The organism is Cellulomonas soli, from assembly GCF_052036975.1.
GTDB lineage: Bacteria > Actinomycetota > Actinomycetes > Actinomycetales > Cellulomonadaceae > Cellulomonas > Cellulomonas soli_A.
The window spans coordinates 50,372-67,863 of the sequence record NZ_JBQIAR010000013.1 but is presented as its reverse complement, the minus strand read 5'-3'; the positions used below and the strand labels follow the sequence as shown (position 1 = coordinate 67,863).

Annotated in this window: 15 protein-coding genes; 10 read left to right on the top strand and 5 right to left on the bottom strand. The window is 73.7% G+C overall.

Annotated features, from left to right (window positions below):
- The first annotated feature begins 52 nt into the window (after positions 1-52).
- Positions 53-847 carry an SDR family oxidoreductase gene (locus tag ACTHAM_RS13690; protein WP_440688374.1) on the top strand — a complete coding sequence of 265 codons (795 nt, stop codon included), beginning with the start codon at positions 53-55 and terminating at the stop codon, positions 845-847.
- 23 nt (positions 848-870) lie between these two features.
- Here the strand turns inward: ACTHAM_RS13690 and ACTHAM_RS13685 are convergent, their stop codons facing one another.
- The 3 genes from ACTHAM_RS13685 to ACTHAM_RS13675 form a co-directional block, all read right to left on the bottom strand.
- Entirely contained in the window at positions 871-1,533 is a 663-nt protein-coding gene (locus tag ACTHAM_RS13685; protein WP_440688372.1) for a response regulator, read from the bottom strand.
- Positions 1,530-3,524 carry a histidine kinase gene (locus ACTHAM_RS13680; protein ID WP_440688370.1) on the bottom strand — a complete coding sequence of 665 codons (1,995 nt, stop codon included), beginning with the start codon at positions 3,522-3,524 and terminating at the stop codon, positions 1,530-1,532. The genes ACTHAM_RS13685 and ACTHAM_RS13680 overlap by 4 nt, the downstream gene beginning before the upstream one ends.
- Before the next feature lie 95 nt (positions 3,525-3,619).
- Positions 3,620-4,306: a hypothetical protein gene (locus ACTHAM_RS13675; RefSeq protein WP_440688368.1), complete on the bottom strand. Its 687-nt coding sequence runs from the start codon at positions 4,304-4,306 to the stop codon at positions 3,620-3,622.
- 264 nt (positions 4,307-4,570) lie between these two features.
- Here ACTHAM_RS13675 and ACTHAM_RS13670 point away from each other — a divergent pair, with 264 nt between their 5' ends.
- Complete coding sequence (locus ACTHAM_RS13670) at positions 4,571-5,131, top strand: hypothetical protein (RefSeq protein ID WP_440688367.1); 561 nt, start codon at positions 4,571-4,573, stop codon at positions 5,129-5,131.
- Positions 5,132-5,210: 79 nt separating this feature from the next.
- Here the strand turns inward: ACTHAM_RS13670 and ACTHAM_RS13665 are convergent, their stop codons facing one another.
- Positions 5,211-5,966: a MerR family transcriptional regulator gene (locus ACTHAM_RS13665; RefSeq protein WP_440688365.1), complete on the bottom strand. Its 756-nt coding sequence runs from the start codon at positions 5,964-5,966 to the stop codon at positions 5,211-5,213.
- A gap of 159 nt (positions 5,967-6,125) precedes the next feature.
- Positions 6,126-6,830: an HAD hydrolase-like protein gene (locus tag ACTHAM_RS13660; RefSeq protein WP_440688363.1), complete on the bottom strand. Its 705-nt coding sequence runs from the start codon at positions 6,828-6,830 to the stop codon at positions 6,126-6,128.
- A 133-nt stretch (positions 6,831-6,963) separates the two neighbouring features.
- On the opposite strand from ACTHAM_RS13660, the gene ACTHAM_RS13655 reads away from it, so the two are divergent.
- From ACTHAM_RS13655 to ACTHAM_RS13620, 8 genes are all read left to right on the top strand, one after another.
- A complete protein-coding gene (locus tag ACTHAM_RS13655) occupies positions 6,964-7,479 on the top strand; it encodes a phosphoribosyltransferase (protein WP_440688361.1) in 516 nt (171 codons plus the stop codon).
- Between the two features lie 75 nt (positions 7,480-7,554).
- The gene (locus ACTHAM_RS13650; protein WP_440688359.1) at positions 7,555-9,312 is read left to right on the top strand and encodes a glycoside hydrolase family 9 protein; all 1,758 of its coding nucleotides are present in this window, start codon (positions 7,555-7,557) and stop codon (positions 9,310-9,312) included.
- 247 nt (positions 9,313-9,559) lie between these two features.
- Positions 9,560-12,850: an isoleucine--tRNA ligase gene (gene ileS, locus ACTHAM_RS13645; RefSeq protein WP_440688357.1), complete on the top strand. Its 3,291-nt coding sequence runs from the start codon at positions 9,560-9,562 to the stop codon at positions 12,848-12,850.
- Positions 12,847-14,226, top strand: a complete 1,380-nt coding sequence (locus ACTHAM_RS13640; RefSeq protein WP_440688355.1) for a bifunctional folylpolyglutamate synthase/dihydrofolate synthase — start codon at positions 12,847-12,849, stop codon at positions 14,224-14,226. Before ileS ends, ACTHAM_RS13640 begins: the two co-directional genes overlap by 4 nt.
- 193 nt (positions 14,227-14,419) lie before the next feature.
- Entirely contained in the window at positions 14,420-15,415 is a 996-nt protein-coding gene (gene dhaK / locus ACTHAM_RS13635; RefSeq protein ID WP_440688469.1) for a dihydroxyacetone kinase subunit DhaK, read from the top strand.
- A 30-nt stretch (positions 15,416-15,445) separates the two neighbouring features.
- On the top strand, positions 15,446-16,084 hold the full coding sequence (dhaL, locus tag ACTHAM_RS13630) for a dihydroxyacetone kinase subunit DhaL (RefSeq protein WP_440688353.1): 639 nt from the start codon (positions 15,446-15,448) through the stop codon (positions 16,082-16,084).
- Positions 16,081-16,779: a dihydroxyacetone kinase phosphoryl donor subunit DhaM gene (dhaM, locus tag ACTHAM_RS13625; protein ID WP_440688351.1), complete on the top strand. Its 699-nt coding sequence runs from the start codon at positions 16,081-16,083 to the stop codon at positions 16,777-16,779. The genes dhaL and dhaM overlap by 4 nt, the downstream gene beginning before the upstream one ends.
- Positions 16,780-16,836: 57 nt before the next feature.
- Positions 16,837-17,469: a TetR/AcrR family transcriptional regulator gene (locus tag ACTHAM_RS13620; protein ID WP_440688349.1), complete on the top strand. Its 633-nt coding sequence runs from the start codon at positions 16,837-16,839 to the stop codon at positions 17,467-17,469.
- The last annotated feature ends 23 nt before the right edge of the window (positions 17,470-17,492 follow it).

Sequence of the window (17,492 nt, the reverse complement as noted above, 5' to 3'; positions counted from 1 at the left end):
GGTCCGCCCGGGGGCGCCGCGCCCGTCCCACCACCCGTCTGGAGAGTCCCGCATGCCCACCGCCGATCCGCAGCCCGAGCTGGCCGCACCCGCGACCCCGCGCCCCCGCCGTGCCCTCGTCACCGGGGCCTCGTCCGGCATCGGTGCGGCCACCGTGCGCCGCCTGCGGGCCGAGGGGTGGGACGTCGTGGCCCTGGCCCGTCGCGCCGACCGCCTCGCCGCGCTCGCCGAGGAGACCGGTGCGGAGGCGTTCGTCGCCGACATCACCGTCGCCGAGGACATCGAGCGGCTCGCCGCGTACCTGGGCGCCACGGGCGGTCTGGACGCCGTCGTCAACAACGCCGGTGGCGCACTGGGCCTGGAGCCCGTCGCCGACGCCGACCTCGAGCTGTGGCGACGCATGTACGAGCTGAACGTGCTGGGCACGCTGCGCGTCACCCAGGCCGTGCTGCCGCTGCTGCGCGCCTCGGGTGCCGGCGACATCCTCATCGTCACCTCGACGGCCGCCCACGGCACCTACGAGGGCGGTGCGGGGTACACCGGTGTCAAGCACGCCGAGCGCATGCTCACCCAGACGCTGCGCTGGGAGCTGGTCGGCGAGCCGCTGCGGGTCATCGAGATCTCGCCCGGCAACGTCGCCACCGAGGAGTTCTCGCTGGTGCGGTTCGACGGTGACGCCGAGCGAGCCGCCAAGGTCTACGAGGGCTACCAGCCGCTCGTCGCCGACGACATCGCCGACACGATCACCTGGACCCTCACGCGCCCCGCGCACGTGAACGTCGACCTGCTGATCGTCCGGCCCCGCGCCCAGGCGCACAACACGAAGATCGCCCGCACGGGCGTGTGAGCGGCGGGCCCGGTGGTGGGCCGTCAGCGCGACCCACCACCCAGGCCTTCCTCGCGTGCCCGGACGATCAGTGCGGACCGGTCGGACACCTCGAGCTTGGTGAGCACGTTCGCCACGTGGTTGCGCACGGTCTTCGGGCTCAGGTGCAGACGCCGGGAGACGGCGAGGTTGTCCAGGCCGGCGGCGACCAGGTCGAGCACCTCGCGCTCGCGGTCGGTCAGCCGAGGGAACGGCACGCGCACGGCGGCCCGTCCGCCCAGCACGTACGCCAGGGCACGCTCGGCCACGGCAGGGGCCAGGATCATCTCTCCTGCGGCCACGGCACGGACAGCCCGCTCGACCGCGTCCGGCGGCGCGGACTTCACCAGGTAGCCGCGGGCGCCGGCGCGCACGGCGGCCACCACGGTGTCCTCGTCCTCGTGCATCGTGACGACCAGCACCCTCAGGTCGGGGCGTTCGCGCAGGATCTCGCGCGTGACGTCGACACCCGAGCCGTCACCCAGGTCCAGGTCCATCAGCACCACGTCCGCCCGGACCCCGGAGGTGAGCAGCGCACGTGCTGCGCCGGCACCGGCTGCCTGGCCGGTGACCTCGATGCCGTCGAGCGAGTCGAGCAGGGCTGCCATGCCCAGGCGGAACACCGGGTGGTCGTCGACCACGACGACACGCACCGGCCCGCCGCTCATACCGTCGGCTCCGGGCTCAGCGGCACGCGAGCGCGCACGAGCGTGCCGCGCCCGGTCGGTCCGGGGACGATCTCGACGGCACCGCCCAGCTCCTCGGCCCTCTCCCGGAGTGACCGGGTGCCCACGCCCGTCGTCGCGTCCGGTGGCACGCCCACGCCGTCGTCGAGGCAGCTCACGGCCAGCCACGCCTCGGGCGGGACGCCCGGGCCCGCCTCGATCCGCACGCTCACCCGGCATCCGTCGGCGCCGCTGTGCCGGCCGGCGTTGACGACCGACTCCGCGACGATCGCGTACGCCGCGGCGGCCACGCGGGCGTCCAGCTGCCGGCTCTCCTCGTAGGTACGCACGTCGTCGATGTCCAGGTGCACGCCGAACCCGTGGTCGGTGCGCTGCGCGAGGTCCTCCAGCGCGGCAGCCAGACCGTGCTCGTCGAGCACCGGCGGCAGCAGGCTGCGGGAGAGCAGGCGCACGTCCTGCACCCGCTGGTCGACCTCGGCCTGCAGCTCGCCGAGCAGGACGGCCGTGGCCGACGGGTCCCGTCCGAGCGTGTTGCGTGCCGCCTGCAGGCCGAGCCCGAGCCCGGTCAGCCACGGGCCGATGCCGTCGTGCAGCTCGCGGCGGATCAGCTGCCGTTCGGCGAGCCGGGCCCGGGTCGCGGTGTCGCGTGCCCGCGCGAGCGCGTGCGCCCCCGCCGTGAGCGCCATCCCCGCGCTGACCACGGGCAGCAGGCCGTCCACGGCGGTCGCGCTGCGGGAGTCGAGCCGTTCCCCGGGGCGTCCGGTGAAGGTCAACGTGCCCACGACGCGGCCGCCGCGCTCCAGTCGGCGTTCGTACGGCACCGACGTCGCCCGCCCCCACGTGACCGGTGCGAGTGCCCCGTCGGCCGGGGCGAGCGTCACCGACTCCAGCCGCAGCGACTCGCCGACGCCGGCCGCCAGCGTGCGCAGCAGCGCGTCGGAGTCGTCGGCGGCGGACAGGTGCGCACCGACGAGCAGGGCGGCGTGGCCGGGGTTGGCGGCCTCGCCGTACACCAGGCGACGGACCTGCCGGTCCAGGCGGGTGCGGGCCGGCTGGACCGCGAGCACGACCCCGACCGCGGCGGCCGCCCGGGCCACGGCGTCGTTGCCGACCAGTGCGGTGACGGCCAGGGTCACGGCTGCGTACACGACCACCAGCCCGAGGGTGAGCAGGGCCAGGATCGACGCGCGGCTGACGGCCAGGTCGATGCCCCACAGGCGGTTGCGCAGCACGGTGACCAGCAGGGCCACGGGGAACAGCACCTGGCACGCCAGATGGGTCAAGGGCACCGCCATCATCAGGTCGGGGGCGGTGCGCAGGAACAGCAGCGGGATGAACGAGGCCGCCATGAGTGCGGTGCCCAGGGCGAGCAGGCCCAGGCCGGGACGTTCCTCGAGTGACCCGTGACGGTGGCGCCAGGCGGTGGCGGCGGCGGTCAGCAGCCCCAGCACCACCGCCGCGGCCAGCAGGCCGGTGTTGTCGCGCTGCGGTGCGAGCAGCTGTTGCGCGGTCATCGCGGCGGCGAGCACCCCGCCGGCGGTCGCGCCGGTGCGCGCGACCGGTGGCAGGCGGCCTTCGCGCACGAGCCACGGGACCACCAGGAACAGCGCCAGCGTGCCGGGCACCCAGGCCCAGCCGTACAGCGCGGCGACGGGTTCCGCGGCGGGCACGAGCGGGTGGGAGATCCTGTACGCCGACCAGGCCCCACCCACGGCCGAGGCGCCGCAGCCCACCGCCATCACCGCCACGAGCCAGCCCACGGGGTGCGCACGACGGGCCAGGACGACGGCCGCGACGGCGCCCTGCACGAGCGCCGCGGTGGCGTCGACCACGAAGAAGAGCAGGTCGCCCTCGAACGGCACCCGTGCCGCGACGCGGACCACGACCGCTGCGACCGCGAGCGTCCATGCGACCAGGGCGACGGCCGCGGCGGCGCGCGGTGCGCCGACGCTGCGGGTGGCCCCCTGTCCCATGCGGTCACGGTAGAGGGCGCAGAGCGGGACGAAGAGGGGCGAACCGGGTGAGTTCGACGTCTCACCCGGTCCGCCCGTCCGGTGGGGCCAGATGGTCAGCGGCGGTCGCCCAGGGCGAAGCCGAGCGCGACGACCAGCAGCCACAGTGGTCCGGTGAAGCCCGCCATGTACTGGAAGGGCGAGATGCCCGCCAGGCACGTCAGGGCGCCCAGCACGAGGCTGACCACACCGATCCAGCGCGGTGCGGCGGCGTGACGCAGTGCTGCGACGGCCAGAGCCAGGCCTGACAGCCCCGCGCCGAGCCACAGCCACGGGATGGTGGCGACCCAGTCGGTGTAGAACGCGCCGGACTCGGGAACCAGCATGCTCGTGTCGCTCAGCCCGAACAGGAACTGGGTGTCCAGCCCGCTGCCGAGCAGCAGCGCCGCCGAGACGAGCCCCAGGCCCCAGGCGGCGAGCTTGCCGAGCAGGGAACCGACCGGTGCCTGCTGGTCGAGCCGGCGGGCGAGCCCGAGCGCGAACACGGGCAGCAGGAGCAGGCACAGCGTGGTCGTGACGTGGAACGCCAGGAACGCGCCCTGCTTGCCGGCGGCGTCCGCGACGATCGCCCCGGCGTCGCCCGCCGTGGCCTCCCAGTCCACCGAGGCGGCCAGGGACGACTGGATCGAGGCGATGCCGAGAGCCCCGGCGGCGACCCCCGTCCAGGCCCACGCGCGGCTCGTCGAGGAGCGGGAGGGACGGGTGGTGCGCAGGGTCGTGGTGTCGACGGTGTGGCTGGTCATGCGGTGCTCCTGGTGCTCGTGGGGGTGGTGCGGTGCCTCGTCAGGTTCGTCGGGGGCCCCGCCCGGGCACCAGGGCGCCGAGCCCGACCTTCCGGGCGGTCGGCCCGGGCGGCGTGGCCCGGTGCGGTGCGCCGGATTCACAGGAATCACGGCGTGTCTGTGCCCAGCCTGTCGATTGCCTGTCAAAGCAGGTCAGACGCCTCTTGCGGTCGGCGGGACGCCCGATGGGCCGGGCGACCGCACAACCGACAGGAAGGAACGACCATGAGCATCGGTGCCGTCACCGGCACGACGTCGTCCGCGTACCTCGCGGCGACGACCGGCTCCTCGACGTCCGGCGTGAGCCGTGGCGGCGGGGTCCCGGGGCACATCGAGACCGCCGCCGAGACGCTGGGGCTGTCCACGGACCAGGTCATGGCCGCGCTCGACCAGGGGCAGACGCTGGCCGAGCTGGCGCAGGAGCAGGGTGTGTCGAAGGACGACCTCGTCGCGGCGTTGGTCGCCGACGCACCCGAGGCGATCACCGCGACGGGAGACGTGGAGTCGTTCGTCACCTCGCTCGTGGAGGGCACGGGCGCCGGTCGCGGGCCGGCGGGACCTCCGCCGCCGCCCCCGTCGGGCGGGGCGCTGACCGGTGAGCTCACCACCGAGCAGCAGACCACCTTCGACGCGTTGGCCGACCTGCTGGGCACGGACTCCCAGTCGCTGCTCGGCGAGCTGCAGTCGGGCACGTCGCTGCTGGACCTGCTCGACGACGCCGGGGTGTCCTACGAGGACCTCGCGGGCGCCGTGCAGTCCGGGCTGCTGGTCGACGTCGAGCTCTGAGAACCCGGGCGAGCGACCCGTCGCGGCGACCGTACTGGTCGTCGCGACGGGCCTGCCCGCCGGGCGCGTCAGGCGAGCGTCACAGCTCCCGCTCGGCGTACACGCGCAGGCTGTCGCGCACGAACGTGGCGCCCTTCTCCCCGTCGTAGGTCGCGGCGAACCGCGGGTCGGTCACGTACATCTCGGCCAGCCCCAGCACGTAGTCCTTGACGGGTGCCGTGCCGTGGCCGGGGGTGCCCGGGATCGACCCGAGCCAGGCCACGTGCCGGGCGGCCAGCCTCTGGGCGACGTCGTCGTCCGGTGCGGTGCCGGCGCGGGCCGCAGCGGTCCAGTCCTGCGTGAGCGTCGCGGCACGCGCCGTCCACGCGGTGCGCTCGGCCTCGTCCATGCCCTGCCACCAGCGGTCGCCGGCCCGGTACGCCTCGGCGCCCCACCGCTCGGTGACCTCCTGCTCGTGCTGCGTGTGGTCGAACCCGTCGAACATCTGCTCGGGCATCAGCGCTGCCCCTTCCTCTCGTGCGGCGATCGTCCGTTCGACGGACGCGACCTGCCGGGTCAGCCGGGCCTGCTCGGCGTGCAGCTGGCGCAGGTGGTGGCGCAGCGCCTCGGCCTCGTCCTGCCCGTCGTCCAGCACCCGCCGGATCGCGGGCAGGCCCAGACCGAGGTCGCGCAGCAGCAGGATCCGCTGGAGCCGGACCAGGGCGTCCTGGTCGTACCAGCGGTACCCGCCGTGCCCCACGCGGCTGGGCGGCAGCAGTCCCACGGCGTCGTAGTGACGCAGCGTGCGGCTGGTCGTCCCGACCAGTCGGGCGACCTCCTGGATCGAGGCCTCCATGCGTGCACACCTCCTGGCCCGGTCGTGTCCGTCCGTACTCCGGTGCAGAGGCGCACAGTGGCGTCCAGTGGCGCCAGAGCGAGGGACGGCCCACCCGTTCTGGGTGGACGATTCGACGCTAGGAGTTGACGTGACGTCAAGGTCAAGCCTGTCGGGCGGTCACCTCCGGTCCGCTCGGCGACTCCTGTGCGGTCCCAGCAGGCCGAGCACCGTGGCGACCAGCGACGCGGTGTCGTCGACCACGGCGGTCGCGCCCGCTGCGGCCAGCTCGCCCGGCGCCGCGTACCCCCACGAGACCCCGACGGTGCGGATGCCGTGCTCGGCGGCGCCGTGCACGTCGTGCGAGCGGTCACCGACCATGACGATCGCGTCCGTCGCCGGGACGCGGTCCGCGCCCAGGCCCGCGAGCGCCTCGGCGATCACCAGGGCCTTGGTGGAGGTCGACTCGTCGAGCGGTGCACCCTGCACGGCGTCGACCAGCGCGGTCAGGGCGAACCGGTCGCACACCGGCCGGGCGTACGCGGTGGGTTTCGAGGTGGCGACCACCAGCGTGCAGCCGGCCGCCCGCAGCTCGGTCAACGCCTGGGGGAGTCCCGGGAACACGTGGGCGTCGAACAGGCGCCCGGCGGAGTAGTCGGACCGGTAGGCCGTGACGGCCTCGTGCAGCCGCGCACGCGGCACCCCGTGGCTGGTGAACGAGTCGGTGATCGGTGGCCCGACGAACGAGCGCAGCGTGGCGGAGTCCGGTACCGGAAGCCCCAGCGCGCGGTACGCGTGCGCGGCCGAGGCGACGATCCCCGGTGCGGAGTCCATCAGCGTGCCGTCGAGGTCGAGCAGGACGAGGGGGCGCGGCGGGACGGTCACCGCCCCAGTCTGACCGACTCCGTGCCTGCCGGGCGTCGCACGGGAGCGGCACGGCAGCCGGCCGTCGGCGGGCGAGGCGCCCGTTCCCCGGCGCTGTCACTCGGGGGTCATGTTCGGCCCGTACCCTGCGCTCATGGCGACGACTGAGGCGGCCCCCGGCCAGCAACTGCCCGACGACCGCGAGATCCTCGACTGGGAGCTGTTCGGCACCGCCAGCAGGGCGCTGGCGCAGTCCGTCGTCGACTCCGGGTTCGAGCCTGACCTCGTGGTGGCCGTCGCCCGCGGCGGTCTGCTGCCGGGTGGGGCGATCTCGTACGCGCTGGGCACCAAGGCGGTCGGCACGCTCAACGTGGAGTTCTACACGGGTGTCGACGAGCGTCTGCCCGACCCCGTGGTGCTGCCGCCGTTGCTGGACACCGACGCCCTGGCCGGTCTGCGGCTGCTCGTCGTCGACGACGTCGCCGACACGGGCGAGACCTTGGCCCTGGTGCAGCGGCTGATGACGGCGCACTGCGCCGAGGCGCGCACCGCGGTGCTGTATGCCAAGCCGCACTCGATCGTGAACCCGGACTACGTGTGGCGCCGCACGGACCGGTGGATCACGTTCCCGTGGTCCGACCAGCCTCCTGTGCAGCGCGTCACTGCCTGAGCCGCAAGGCTCCGACCGCCATTCGTGGCGCCGTTCCCGGCTCGTGCCGGGCGTGCGGCTCCTAGGGTGGTCGCCGTGACCTCGAAGCCGAGCGACCCTCGCGTGCACCTCGACCAGGTCGGGCAGCTGCCCGGCGTCCCGTTCTCCGCGACCCTGGTGACGCAAGCCGTCGAACCCGTGGCGTGGCGGCTGGAGCAGGCTGGGCGCCCGGTGGCCGCGGGTGTCTCCACCCCCGGGGGGTGGGACGACTCGGCGGGGCTCGACGTGCACACGCTGGACGTCGGCCCGCTCGCACCGGGGGAGGGCTACACGCTCGTCGCCGACGGGGTCACGAGCCACCCGTTCCGCGTCGCGGCCGACCTGCACGCCCCGCTCGCGGCCGACGCTCTGCGGTTCTTCCACCTGCAGCGCTCGGGCACCGAGATCGGCCCCGACGTGGCCGGACCGGCGTACGTGCGGCCCGCCGGGCACACGGCCGGCTGCGCGCACGGTGGTGACACCCGCGTGGCCTGCCTGCCCGCCGGGCGCGCGGTGACGGCCGACGGCGTCGACCTGTACCAGGGCTGGACCGACGAGCACGTGCTCGACGTGAGCGGCGGCTGGTACGACGCGGGCGACCAGGGCAAGTACGTCGTCAACGCCGGGATCGCCGTCGCCCAGCTGCTCGGCACCCACGAGCGCCTGGTGGCCCGGTCGGCGGCCGGGGCCACCGTGGACTCCGAGCTCTTGCGGGCCCTGCGCGAGGAGGCCCGCTGGGAGCTGGAGTGGATGCTGCGCATGCGCGTGCCCGCCGGGTCCCGGTACGCCGGGCTGGTGCACCACAAGGTGCACGACGAGTCGTGGACGCCCCTGCCCACGCTGCCGCACCTCGACCCGCAGCGCCGCTACCTGCACCGCCCCTCGACGGCCGCCACCCTCAACCTGGCGGCGGCGGCCGCGCAGGGCGCCCGGGTGCTGGCCGGGAACGACGAGGCGTTCGCGTCGGTGCTGCTGACCGCGGCGCGTCAGGCGTATGCCGCGGCGCTCACCCAGCCGGTGCTGCTGGCCCCCGACACGAACGTCGTGGCCGACTTCGGCGGTGGACCGTACGACGACATGCACCTGGACGACGAGTGGTACTGGGCGGCCGCCGAGCTCTACCTGAGCACGGGGGAGGCCCCCTACCTGGCGGACCTTCGCGCCAACGCGTGCCATGTCGAGGGCGCAGAGCCGGTCTTCGTCCCCGAGGGCCACGACTGGAAGGACCTCGCCGCGCTGGCCCGTCTGGACCTGGCCACGGTGCCGAGCGCCCTGCCCGAGCGCGAGCAGGTGCGCGCCGGTGTCGTCGAGGCGGCGCAGGAGCTGCTGGACACGCAGGCCGCCCAGCCGTTCGGCACGCCGTACGCCCCGCGCGACGGGCGCTACGACTGGGGCTCCAACGGCCTGGTGCTCAACCTGCTCACGGTGCTGCTGGCCGCCGCCGACGTCAGCGGCGAGGACCGGTTCGTGCACGGAGCGGCCACCGGCCTCGGGTACCTGCTGGGGCGCAACGCGCTGGGGCTGTCGTACGTGACGGGGTACGGCACGCGGTGGGTCCACCACCAGCACAGCCGCTGGTACGCCGGCCAGCTCGACCCGACGCTGCCCGACCCTCCCCCCGGCACGCTCAGCGGCGGCCCGAACTCCTCCACGCAGGACGAGGTCGCTGCCGCGGCCGTCGGCGGGCTGCCCGCGCAGCGCTGCTTCGTGGACGACATCGGCGCGTGGTCCGTCAACGAGCTGACGATCAACTGGAACGCCCCGTTGGTGCAGGTTGCCGCGCTGCTCGCGTACCCCGGCGGGCGCCTCGACTAGCATGGTGCGCACAGGCGTCGACCCGGCCATCACCGGTGAGCCTCCGGAAGAACAGGGCACCCCCGGGCGCCCCCAGTAGAACCGGACGGGGCAGGCCCGTCACAGCCGTCGCAGAGTGGTCGATCACCCCGTCAGGGGTGAGTGGCAAGCGGGGTGGTACCGCGGTGGTCCCGGACGTCCGGGCCCGTCGTCCTCGCGGTCCCGTGCCGTTGCGCACCCTCGGGTGCCGATCACAGGAGCGTCCCGCGTGGCCTACCCGCTGCACCGCTCGTCCGGCTCCGCCGGGCCCGCCAGCCCGATCACCGTCCCCGCCTCGCCCGACCTGCCCGCGCTGGAGCGCGACGTGCTCGCGCACTGGGAGGCCGACGGCACGTTCGCGGCCTCCGTGCAGGCGCGCGACGCCGGTGAGCACGGCGCCAACGAGTTCGTGTTCTACGACGGCCCGCCGTTCGCCAACGGTCTGCCGCACTACGGTCACCTGCTCACGGGCTACGTCAAGGACGTCGTGCCGCGCTACCAGACCATGCGCGGGCGCCGTGTCGAGCGCCGGTTCGGCTGGGACACCCACGGTCTGCCCGCCGAGCTCGAGGCCGAGCGGATCCTGGGCATCACCGACAAGTCGCAGATCGAGGAGATGGGCATCGCCGCGTTCAACGCCGCGTGCCGCGAGTCGGTGCTGCGCTACACGGGCGAGTGGCAGGGCTACGTCACCCGGCAGGCGCGCTGGGTCGACTTCGAGAACGACTACAAGACCCTCGACATCACGTTCATGGAGTCGGTCCTGTGGGCGTTCAAGCGCCTGTACGACAAGGGGCTGGCCTACGAGGGCTACCGCGTGCTGCCGTACTGCTGGCGCGACGAGACCCCGCTGTCCAACCACGAGCTGCGCATGGACGACGACGTCTACGCCTCCCGCCAGGACCCGGCGTTGACCGTCGGCGTGCGCCTGGAGACCGGTGAGCTCGCCCTGCTGTGGACCACCACGCCGTGGACCCTGCCCAGCAACCTGGCGCTCGCGGTCGGCCCGGACATCGAGTACCTGGTCGTCGAGCCGCAGGACGGTTCGCCGCTGGCCGAGCAGCATGCGGGGGAGCGGTTCGTGCTGGCCGCCGCGCGGCTGGCCGCGTACGCCCGCGAGCTGGGTGCCGAGCCGACGGTCGTCGCGCGTCTGCAGGGCACCGACCTGGTCGGGCGCTCCTACACCCCGCCGTTCGACTACTTCGCCGGGCACGCGAACGCGCACGTGGTCCTCGCGGGCGACTTCGTCACCACCGAGGACGGCTCGGGCATCGTGCACATGGCGCCCGCGTTCGGTGAGGACGACATGCTCGCGTGCGACGCGGTCGGCATCACGCCGGTCGTGCCGGTCGACGCCAAGGGCCGGTTCACCGCCGAGGTGCCCGACTACGCCGGGCAGCAGGTGTTCGACGCGAACAAGGCCGTCATCGCCGACCTCAAGGCCGGCACCGGTCCGCTGGCGCGTGTGCCCGCCGGCACCCGTGCCGTGCTGGTCCGGCACGAGACGTACGAGCACTCCTACCCGCACTGCTGGCGCTGCCGGAACCCCCTGATCTACAAGGCCGTCTCGTCGTGGTTCGTGCGGGTCAGCGAGTTCCGCGACCGCATGGTCGAGCTGAACCAGCAGATCGACTGGACGCCCGAGCACATCAAGGACGGCCAGTTCGGCAAGTGGCTGTCCAACGCGCGCGACTGGTCGATCAGCCGCAACCGGTACTGGGGCACCCCGATCCCGGTGTGGGTGTCCGACGACCCGGCGTACCCGCGCATCGATGTGTACGGCTCGCTGGACGAGCTGCAGGCGGACTTCGGGCGGCTGCCGCTCAACGAGAACGGTGAGCCCGACCTGCACCGGCCGTTCATCGACGACCTGACGCGCCCCAACCCGGACGACCCGACCGGGGCCGCGACCATGCGACGCATCCCGGACGTGCTCGACGTGTGGTTCGACTCGGGTTCGATGCCGTTCGCGCAGGTGCACTACCCGTTCGAGAACGCCGACTGGTTCGAGCACCACTACCCGGGCGACTTCATCGTGGAGTACATCGGGCAGACCCGCGGCTGGTTCTACACGCTGCACGTGCTGGCCACGGCCCTGTTCGACCGGCCGGCGTTCCGCTCGTGCGTGAGCCACGGCATCGTGCTGGGTGACGACGGCCGCAAGGCCTCCAAGTCGCTGCGCAACTACCCCGACCCGTTGGAGATGTTCGACAAGTACGGCTCGGACGCGGTGCGCTGGTCGCTCATGGGCTCACCCGTGCTGCGTGGCGGCAACCTGGTCGTGGCGGAGGAGGGCATCCGGGACGGTGTGCGCCAGGTGCTGCTGCCGTTGTGGAGCACCTACTACTTCTTCACGCTGTACGCCGGCGCGGCAGCCGACGGTGCCGGGTACACGGCCCGTGCGGTGGACGCCGACCGGGTCGCGGGGCTGCCGGCCCTCGACCGGTACCTGCTGGCCCGCACGCACGACATGGTCGTCGCGGCCCAGGCCCACCTGGACGCGTACGACATCGCCGCGGCCTGCGAGGTCGTACGCGACCACCTGGACGTGCTGACCAACTGGTACGTGCGCACCCAGCGGGACCGCTTCTGGGCCGAGGACGCCGACGCGTTCGACACCCTGTGGACCTCGCTCGAGGTGCTCACGCGTGTCATGGCCCCGCTGGCGCCGATGGTCACCGAGGAGGTCTGGCGTGGTCTGACCGGTGGGCGCAGCGTGCACCTGGCCGACTGGCCGGTGCCCGGCGAGGGCGCCCTGGTGGCCGACGACGCCCTGGTCGCCGCGATGGACCAGGTGCGCTCGGTCACCTCCAGCGCGCTCGGCCTGCGCAAGGCGCACGGGCAGCGCGTCCGTCAGCCTCTGCGGACCCTCACGGTCGCGGTCGACGACCCGGATGCGCTGACGCCGTACTCGGCGCTGCTGGCCAGCGAGCTGAACGTCAAGCAGGTGCAGCTGGTGGCAGCCGATGCCGGGGTGGCCGAACGGTTCGGCATCGCGCAGCGGCTGGCGGTCAACGCCCGCGCCGCCGGCCCGCGACTGGGTCGCGGCGTGCAGGCCGTCATCAAGGCGGCGCGCGCCGGCGCGTGGCGCACGGACACGCTCGGCGGTGTCGTGGTGGCCACCGACGAGGGCGACGTGCCGCTCGAGCCGGCCGAGTACGAGCTCACCACCGTGGTGCTGGCCGGTGACCAGGCCGAGGACCCCGCCCAGGGTCCGGCCGCGGCTGCCGCGGTGCTGCCCGGCGGCGGGTTCGTCGTGCTCGACCTCGCGCTGGACGACGCGCTGCTCGCCGAGGGCTACGCGCGCGACGTCGTGCGTGCCGTGCAGGACGCCCGCAAGGCGGCCGGCCTGCAGGTCGGGGACCGCATCGTGCTCTCGCTGGACGTGCCGCGTGATCACGTCGCGGACGTCGAGGAGCACCAGGAGTTCATCGGGCGCGAGACGCTGGCCACCCGCGTGGTCGTCGAGGTCTCGCCGACCCCGGAGCTGGCCGTCTCGGTCGAGAAGGTGGACGCATGAGCCGCACCGGTCCGGAGCACCAGCGCGACGAGGCGGCACGCGCCGCCCGCGAGGCCGCCGACGAGGTGTACGCGGCGATCCTGCGGCGTTCCCCCGAGCACGACATCGACCCGACGCTGGATCGCGTCCGCGCCGTGTGCGAGCTGCTGGGCGACCCGCAGCGGGCGTTCCGGGTGGTGCACGTCACGGGCACCAACGGCAAGACGTCGACCTCGCGCATGGTCGAGCGGCTGGTGCGTGAGCACGGGCTGCGCACGGGGCGGTTCACCAGCCCGCACCTGACGCGGGTCACCGAGCGCATCGCGATCGACGGCGAGCCGATCTCCGACGAGCGGTTCGTCGAGGTGTGGCAGGACGTCGCCCCGTACGTGCACCTGGTCGACACGCGCTCGGCGCAGGCCGGGCAGCCGCAGCTGTCGTTCTTCGAGGTGTTCACGGTGATGGCGTTCGCGGCCTTCGCGGATGCCCCGGTCGACGTGGCGATCATCGAGGTCGGGCTCGGCGGCACGTGGGACTCGACGAACGTGGCCGACGGCGAGGTCGCGATCATCACCCCCATCGCGATGGACCACGAGCGGTACCTCGGGTCCACGCTCGTGGAGATCGCCTCGGAGAAGTCGGGCATCGTCAAGGACGGCGCCACGCTGGTGCTGGCCCACCAGCACGAGGACGTCGAAGGGGTCGTGCTGGCCGCGGCCGCCGAGCACGGTGCCCGGGTGGTGCGTGAGGACGTCGAGCTGGAGGTCCTCGAACGCCAGGTCGCGGTCGGCGGCCAGATGCTGACCCTGCGGGGGCTCGGCGGCATCTACCAGGACGTGTTCGTCCCGCTGCACGGCGAGCACCAGGCGCACAACGCGCTGCTGGCCCTGGCGGCCGTCGAGGCACTGCTGACGGGTGGTGCGGCGCTCGACGGTGACGTCGTCGGTGCGGCCTTCGCGGACGTCGACTCCCCGGGGCGCCTGGAGATCGTGCGCACCAGCCCGACCGTGCTGGTCGACGCGGCGCACAACCCGGCGGGTGCGCAGGCGCTCGCGGCGGCGGTCGAGGAGGCCTTCGGCTTCGTGCGGCTGGTCGGCGTGGTGGGCATCATGGCCGACAAGGACCCCGAGGGGATCCTGGCCGCGCTGGAGCCGTTGCTGGCCGAGGTCGTGGTCACCGGCATGTCCTCGCCGCGGGCGATGGACGTGGACGACCTCGCGGACGTCGCGATCGACGTGTTCGGCGAGGACCGTGTGCACGTGGCGGCGCGCCTCGACGACGCGATCGACATGGCGGTGCAGCGGGCGGAGAGCGAGGCGGACCGTGGTGCCGGCGTGCTCGTGACCGGTTCGATCGTGCTCGTCGCCGACGCCCGGGTGCTGCTGGGGCGCGGCTGACCGGCACGGACGTCCGGCCGGGTGCGCGACGGGCGCTGCACGAACGTGCAGCGCCCGTGCACGCCCTCGGCTTGCGGCCCGCAAGGGGTCCCGTGAAGGTGAGTGACGTCGGTGCGTGCACGCCCCGACCCGCCCTGACCTGCCACGACCGGCAGCCGTCGGAGGTCGGTCGCCCGAAGGAGGGATGGCCACAGTGAAGAAGCTCATCAACGACCCGCAGACCGTCGTCGCCGAGTCCGTCGAGGGGTTCGGGCTCGCGCACGCCGACATCGTCGCGGTGCACACCGACCCGCTGTACGTGGCCCGCGCCGGGGGTGCGCGTGCGGGCAAGGTCGGCCTCGTCAGTGGTGGGGGCAGCGGGCACGAGCCGCTGCACGCGGGGTTCGTGGGCCTGGGCATGCTCGACGCGGCCGTGCCCGGCGCCATGTTCACCTCACCGACGCCCGACCAGATCGCGCCCGCGTTCCAGGCGGCCGACGGCGGCGCCGGGGTGCTGGCCATCGTGAAGAACTACACGGGCGACGTGCTGAACTTCGAGACGGCCGCCGAGCTGGCCGACGTCGAGGGTGTCACGGTCCGCTCGGTCGTCGTCAACGACGACGTCGCGGTCGAGGACTCCTTGTACACCGCCGGGCGACGCGGGGTGGCCGGCACGGTCGCGGTGGAGAAGATCGCCGGCGCGGCCGCCGAGCGCGGCGACGACCTCGACGCGGTCGTGGCTGTCGCCGAGAAGGTCATCGCGAACGTCCGCTCGATGGGGGTGGCCCTCACGGCGTGCACCGTCCCGCACGCCGGCAAGCCGAGCTTCGACCTGCCCGAGGACGAGATCGAGATCGGCATCGGGATCCACGGCGAGCCGGGCCGTCGGCGCATCCCGCTGGCCAGCGCCGACGAGATCACCGAGATGCTGCTGGTGGCCGTCGCGGACGACCTGGCACTGGCGGCGGGTGAGAAGGTGCTGCTGTTCGTCAACGGCATGGGCGGTACGCCCGCCTCCGAGCTCTACGTCGTCTATCGTCGGGCACGCGCGTTGCTCTCCGAGCGCGGGGTCGAGGTCACCCGCTCCCTCGTCGGCAACTATGTGACATCACTGGAGATGCAGGGCGCGTCGGTCACGGTGCTCCGTCTGGACGAGGAGCTGACCGCCCTGTGGGATGCGCCGGTGCACACGGCGGCGTTGCGCTGGTAGCGGGGTTCGTGGCGACGAGGAGGAGCACGCATGACGCTGGACGTGGCCTGGGCGGTCGACTGGACGCGACGCTCGGCCCGGGTGGTCACCGAGCACCGTGAGGAGCTCATCGAGCTCGACCGGCAGATCGGTGACGGTGACCACGGGGAGAACCTGCATCGCGGGTACTCGGCCGTGGTGGCTCGCCTCGACGCGCTGGAGGCCCCGCCGGAGACGGTCGGAGAGGTGCTCAAGCTCGTGGCGACCACCCTCATGTCCACCGTCGGTGGGGCGGCCGGTCCGCTGTACGGCACGGCGTACCTGCGGGCGGCCAAGGTCAGCGCCGCACCGGTGCTCGACTCCGCCGGTGCCGTCGCGCTGCTCGAGGCGGCCCTGGAGGGCATCGTCGCCCGCGGCAAGGCCACGACGGGCGAGAAGACGATGGTCGACGCCTGGACGCCCGCGGTCGAGGCTGCCGTGGTGAGCGCAGGTGCCGGCGCGACGCCAGGGGACGTGCTGGCGGCGGCGGCCGACGCGGCGGCGGACGGTGCCCAGGCGACGATCCCGCTGGTGGCGACCAAGGGGCGCGCCTCGTACCTGGGGGAGCGCTCGGCGGGTCACCTCGACCCGGGGGCGGCGTCCTCGGCCCTGATCCTGCGTGCGGCGGCCGACGCGGCGGGGGCCGCATGAGCGCGCCGGTCGCGCTCGTGCTCGTGTCGCACTCGGCCGCACTGGCGGCGGGGGCGGCCGAGCTCGCCGGGCAGATGGCCCCCGGTGTGCGGATCCTGGCGGCGGGCGGCATGGACGACGGCGGGCTCGGGACGAGCTTCGACGCGGTCGAGCGCGCGTTGCTGGAGGCCACGGCCGACGGCGGGTCCGCGGTGGTGCTGACCGATCTCGGCTCGGCCGTGCTGACGACCGAGTCCGTGCTGGAGATGCTGGACGAGCCGGTCGTCGAGCGGGTGCGTCTGGCGGATGCCCCGTTCGTCGAGGGCGCCGTGGCGGCGGCGGTGACGGCGTTCGGGGGAGCGGACCTCCTCGGCGTGCTCGACGCCGCGCAGGCGGCGGGTTCGACGTTCGCCGGGTCGCCGGTCCCGACCCCTGCGTCGGAGCCGGCTGCGCAGGACGGTGTGGTCTCGGCGGTGGCCGTCCTGCGCAACCCGTTGGGTCTGCACGCACGGCCCGCCGCGCTGGTCGCCCGCATGCTGGGTGGGTTCGACGCGAAGGTCACGGTCAACGGGGTCGACGCCGCCAGCGTGCTGGAGCTGATGAAGCTCGGTGCGACCCAGGGGCAGGAGCTGCGGGTCGAGGCGAGGGGTGCGCAGGGTGCCGAGGCGGTCGGGGCGTTCGTGGGAGCCGTCGAGGAGGGTTTCGGCGAGGTGTGACGCACGTCGCTTGATATTGCAGTGAGTGCAAAGTTGCACGGGGTGTAAGTTTTTCCCGTGCACGACCTCGCCGCGCGTCCCGACACCCCCCGCGTACCCGCCGCCGCACCCGGCCTGCGGGCGCGGCAGAAGCACGCCCGGCAGCAGGCGCTGGTCGACGCCGCACACCTGCTCGTCGCCCGTGACGGCCTGGACGCCGTGACCGTCGAGGCGATCTGCGAGAAGGCGGGCGTGTCCACACGCACGTTCTTCAACTACTTCGCCACCAAGGACGACGCCGTGCTGGGGCACATGCCCTTGCCCATGACCTCGGCCGCATCCGAGCAGTTCGTGGCAGGCGGCCCGACCGGACGCCTGTCGCAGGACCTCGAGCATCTGCTCGCCCAGTTCTTCGACGAGCCACCCATGGGGCGCGACCGCATGGAGCTGGCCCTCGCCCTGGCCCGCCAGGAACCCCGGCTGCTCACCAAGCACCTGGCCTGGATGGAACGGCACCGCGGCGAGCTCGTCGACGTCATCAGCCGCCGCCTCGGCCCCGACGCGCCCTACCGCGCGGAGGCCGTCGCCGGCGTCGTCATGTGCCTGATGCACGCCACCTTCACCCGGTGGGACGCAGCCGGCGGTCAGGGCTCGGGGCGCGAGCACCTCGCCGCGGCCATGTCCGAGCTGCGCGCCATCGTCTCCGACTGACCCGACCCACCCGCACGCCACCC

Coding starts and splice junctions, on each gene's coding strand:
- ACTHAM_RS13640 (WP_440688355.1), top strand. CDS start 12,847: ATGAGCCGCACCGGTCCGGAGCACCAGCGCGACGAGGCGGCACGCGCC.
- dhaM (WP_440688351.1), top strand. CDS start 16,081: ATGAGCGCGCCGGTCGCGCTCGTGCTCGTGTCGCACTCGGCCGCACTG.
- ACTHAM_RS13670 (WP_440688367.1), top strand. CDS start 4,571: ATGAGCATCGGTGCCGTCACCGGCACGACGTCGTCCGCGTACCTCGCG.
- ACTHAM_RS13680 (WP_440688370.1), bottom strand. CDS start 3,524: ATGGGACAGGGGGCCACCCGCAGCGTCGGCGCACCGCGCGCCGCCGCG.
- dhaL (WP_440688353.1), top strand. CDS start 15,446: ATGACGCTGGACGTGGCCTGGGCGGTCGACTGGACGCGACGCTCGGCC.
- ACTHAM_RS13690 (WP_440688374.1), top strand. CDS start 53: ATGCCCACCGCCGATCCGCAGCCCGAGCTGGCCGCACCCGCGACCCCG.
- ACTHAM_RS13655 (WP_440688361.1), top strand. CDS start 6,964: ATGGCGACGACTGAGGCGGCCCCCGGCCAGCAACTGCCCGACGACCGC.
- ACTHAM_RS13685 (WP_440688372.1), bottom strand. CDS start 1,533: ATGAGCGGCGGGCCGGTGCGTGTCGTCGTGGTCGACGACCACCCGGTG.
- ACTHAM_RS13675 (WP_440688368.1), bottom strand. CDS start 4,306: ATGACCAGCCACACCGTCGACACCACGACCCTGCGCACCACCCGTCCC.
- ACTHAM_RS13665 (WP_440688365.1), bottom strand. CDS start 5,966: ATGGAGGCCTCGATCCAGGAGGTCGCCCGACTGGTCGGGACGACCAGC.